Consider the following 4,199-nt stretch of genomic DNA (forward strand, 5'->3'; position numbering starts at 1 on the left):
GGACAGGACCGAGGACAGGACGGGGGTGGCGCGGCGCATGCAGGATCTCCGGCGGCGCCGGTGGGCGCGACAGGCCATCGTAGCAAGCCGGCCCGCGGGTTGGGAATCCACGGCACGCGAGCCTGATAGGCTCTGCCTTTGCATTCCCTGCGCACCCTCCCCGTGCACTTTCCCGTGACCTCCTCCCGCCATTCGATGAGCCCTGCCGTCGTGGTGCTCTCGCTGATCCTGCTGCTCGGGATCCAGCCGGTCACGACCGACCTGTACCTGCCGGCACTGCCGATGCTGACCCGCGCGCTCGAGGCGCCGGTGTCGGCGGCGCAACTGACGCTGTCGGCGCTGATCATCTGCTTCGGCGTCGCGCAGCTGGTGTGCGGGCCGCTGGCCGACCGCTTCGGCCGCCGGCCGGTGCTGCTGGCGGGCCTCGCGCTGTACACGGTGGCCAGCGTGCTGAGCGCGCTCGCGCCGTCGATCGGCTGGCTGGTGTGGTGGCGCGCGCTGCAGGGCGCGGCGATGGCGGCAGCGGTGACCTGCGGCCGCTCGATCATCCGCGACCTGTACGCGCCGCACGAGGGGGCACGCGTGATGTCGCGCGCACTGACCGGCCTGGGCGTGATCGCGATGGCCAGCCCGGTGATCGGCGGCCTGCTCGCGCAGCACCTGGGCTGGCATGCGGCGCTGATGGCGCCGGCGGTGTTCGGCGCGCTGACGCTCGCCTTCATCGCCTGGCATTTCGAGGAGACGGTGCCGGCGCGCAATACCGGCGCGACGCGGCTCGGCCCGCTGCTGCGCAACTGGGGCAGCGTGGTGCGCCACCCGACCTTCCAGGCCTGGGCCGCGCTGTCGGCGTTCACCTACGGCGGGCTGTTCTTCCTGCTGGCCGGCTCGTCGTTCGTGTTCATCGAGGTGCTGGGCACCTCGCGCGTGGGCTACGGCGTGATCATGCTCAGCAACTCGCTCGCGTACACGCTGGGCACGCTGCTGTGCCGGCGCCTGCTGGGCTCGCACGGCCTGCGGCGCGCGGTGGCGGTGGGCGGAGGCTTCACGCTCGGCGGCGGCCTCTCGATGGCCGCGCTCAGCCTGGCTGGCGTGCACGAGGTGTGGGCGATCGTGCTGCCGCAGTGGCTGTACGCGATCGGCCACGGCATCCACCAACCCTGCGGGCAGGCCGGCGCGGTCGGCCCGTTCCCCGAGAAGGCCGGCACCGCCGCCTCGCTGTCGGGCTTCGGCATGACGCTCAGCGCACTCGCCGTCGGCTTGTGGCTCGGCAAGCACCTGGACGGCACCGTCTACCCGCTGACGCTCGGCATCGGCCTGTGCAGCATCGGCGTGGCGGCCGTCGCCTGGACGCTGGTGCAGCGGCATGGCGAGCCGCCGCGGCCTGCCGCCACGGCCACGCAGGCCGCCTGAAGAATCCAAGACGAACCTTTCCCGATGACCGCATCCCTGAACTACCTCTGCCTCGCCGGCCCCACCGCCTCCGGCAAGACCGCCGCCTCGCTCGCGATCGCGCAGGCCCTGGCCGCACGCGGCACGCCGGTCGAGATCATCAGCGTCGACTCGGCGCTGGTCTACCGCGGCATGGACATCGGCACCGCGAAGCCGAGCGCCGCCGAGCGCGCGGTGGTGCCGCACCACCTGATCGACATCATCGAGCCGAGCGAGGCGTACTCGGCCGCGCGCTTCGTCGGCGACGCCGAACGGCTGATCGCCGAGATCCATGCGCGCGGCCACCTGCCACTGCTGGTGGGCGGCACGATGCTGTACTTCAAGGCGCTGTTCGAGGGGCTGGACGCGATGCCCGCCGCCGACCGCGCGGTGCGCGCCGCGCTCGACGCGCAGTGCGAGCGCGAGGGCCTGCATGCGCTGTACCGCGAGCTGCAGCGTGTCGACCCGGTCACCGCCAAGCGGCTGCAGCCGGGCGACCAGCAGCGCATCCAGCGCGCGCTGGAGGTGTACCGCGTCAGCGGCCAGCCGATCTCGTCGTTTCATAGCGAGAAGCCGGCACGCGAACTGCCGCCGCTGATCTCGCTGGAGCCCACCGACCGCGCCTGGCTGCACCAGCGCATCGAGGCCCGCTTCCACCAGATGCTCGAAGACGGCCTGGTCGACGAGGTGCGCACGCTGGAGGCGCGCGGCGACCTCGACGCCGACATGCCGTCGATGCGCTGCGTCGGCTACCGGCAGGCCTGGGAGGCGCTGGTCGAGGACGATCTCAGCGAACTGCCGGAGCGCGGCATCGCGGCGACGCGGCAGCTCGCGAAGCGGCAGATCACCTGGTTGCGCGGCATGCCGCAGCGGCAGGTGATCGCCTGCGACGCGCCGGATGCAACGGAGCGCGCGGTCGAGTGCGCGCTGCGACTGGTGGCATGAGTGCGGCGGTGAGCCCGTTGCTCGACGTTCGCGGGCTCGCGAAGCGCTATGGCGACACGCCGGTCTTCGCCGGCGTCGACCTGGCGCTGGCGGCCGGCGAGTTCGTCGCGGTGCTCGGTGAATCGGGCGTCGGCAAATCGAGCTTCCTGAACTGCCTGGCCGGCCTCGACACCGTGGACGCCGGCTCGGTGCACATCGCCGGCACCGAGATCACCGCGCTCGACGACACGCAGCAGGCGCTGTTCCGCCGCGCCCACCTCGGCTTCGTGTTCCAGGCCTTCCACGTGCTGCCGCACCTGACGGTGGCGCACAACGTCGGGTTGCCGCTGCTGCTGCAGCACCGGCCCGACGACGCCCGCGTGGCCGACCTGCTGAAAGCCGTCGGCCTCGACGGGCTCGGCGCGCGGCTGCCGCAGACCTTGTCCGGTGGGCAGTTGCAGCGCGTCGCGATCGCCCGCGCGCTGGTGCACCGGCCGCAGCTGATCCTGGCCGACGAGCCGACCGGCAACCTCGACCCGGCCACCGCCGAGCGGGTGATGGACCTGCTGTCGTCGCAGGTGCGCGAGCAGGGCGCCGCCTGCGTGCTGGTGACGCACTCGCGCGCCGCAGCGGCGCGGGCCGACCGCGTGCTGACGCTGACGCCCACCGGCATGAGCGGCTGACCGTGCTGTCGCTGCTGCGCCACCTGTCCTGGCCGGAGCTGCGGCACCACCCGTGGCGCAATCTGGCCGCGCTGCTCGCGGTGATGCTGGGCGTCGCGCTCGCGTTCTCGGTGCAGCTGATCAACCAGTCGGCGCTCGGCGAGTTCAGCTCGGCGGTGCGGGCGGTCAACGGCGAGCCGGATTTCGAGCTGCGCGGCCAGCGCGGCGGTTTCGACGAAGCGCTCTACGGGCGCGTGGCGACGCAGGCCCGGGTAGCCATCGCAAGCCCGATCGTCGAGCTCGACACCTATGCGTTCGACGCGCAAGGGCAGCGCGTGCCGCTGCATGTGGTGGGCATCGATGCGCTGGTGGTGGCGCGGCTGTCGCCGGCGCTGATGCCGCGGCCGGATGCAAGGCTCGACACGGATGCCGACCGCTTCGCGGTGCTGGCGGCCGATTCGATCTTCCTGAACGCGCAGGCGCAGCAGCAACTGGGGAATCCGCGCAGCGTGCGCTTGCAGACGAGCGCCGGCAGCGTCGAGCTGCTGGTGCGCGGCAGCATCGCGGCCAACGGCCCGGCGCTCGCGGTGATGGACATTGCCGGCGCGCAGGCAACGTTCGGCTGGCTCGGGCGGCTCAGCCGCATCGACGTGCGACTCGCACCGGGCGCCGACCGCGGCGCCGTGCTGCAGGCGCTGGCGCTGCCCGACGGCGTGCGCGCGGCGTCGCCGGACGAAGCGGCGCAGCGGGTGTCGAACGTGTCGCGCGCCTACCGCGTGAACCTGACGGTGCTCGCGCTGGTGGCGCTGTTCACCGGGGCGTTCCTGGTGTTCTCGATCCTGTCGCTGTCGGTCGCGAAGCGCCAGCCGCAGCTCGCGCTGCTTGGCGTGCTGGGCCTGGGGGGGCGTGAGCGCTTGCAGCTGGTGCTGGCGGAATCGGCACTGCTGGGGGCCGTCGGCAGCGTGCTGGGGCTCGCACTCGGCACCGCGCTCGCGGCGCTGGCCTTGCGGCTGCTGGCGGGTGACCTGGGTGGTGGGTACTTCCCGGGTGTCGCGCCGCATCTGCAGTTCAGCGCGATGGCGGCCGTCGCGTACGGCGGGCTCGGCGTGCTGGCCGCGCTGGTCGGCGGGTGGATTCCGGCGCGCGCGGCGCAGCAACTGGCGCCCGCGCAGGCATTGAAGGGGC

The 4,199-nt window shown here is 72.9% G+C and carries 4 protein-coding genes; all 4 read left to right on the top strand.

All coding sequences use genetic code 11. From position 1 onward, the window contains the following. Positions 1-195 precede the first annotated feature (195 nt). Complete coding sequence (locus AC1DXV_RS32030) at positions 196-1,410, top strand: multidrug effflux MFS transporter (RefSeq protein WP_477871663.1); 1,215 nt, start codon at positions 196-198, stop codon at positions 1,408-1,410. A gap of 24 nt (positions 1,411-1,434) precedes the next feature. Continuing rightward, entirely contained in the window at positions 1,435-2,373 is a 939-nt protein-coding gene (gene miaA / locus AC1DXV_RS32035; protein WP_477871665.1) for a tRNA (adenosine(37)-N6)-dimethylallyltransferase MiaA, read from the top strand. Then, positions 2,370-3,035, top strand: a complete 666-nt coding sequence (locus AC1DXV_RS32040; protein ID WP_477937523.1) for an ABC transporter ATP-binding protein — start codon at positions 2,370-2,372, stop codon at positions 3,033-3,035. The genes miaA and AC1DXV_RS32040 overlap by 4 nt, the downstream gene beginning before the upstream one ends. A 2-nt stretch (positions 3,036-3,037) precedes the next feature. After that, on the top strand, positions 3,038-4,199 hold a 1,162-nt coding region (locus AC1DXV_RS32045; RefSeq protein ID WP_477937525.1), incomplete at its 3' end, for an ABC transporter permease.

This window comes from Rhizobacter sp. P3_C12 (assembly GCF_056402735.1).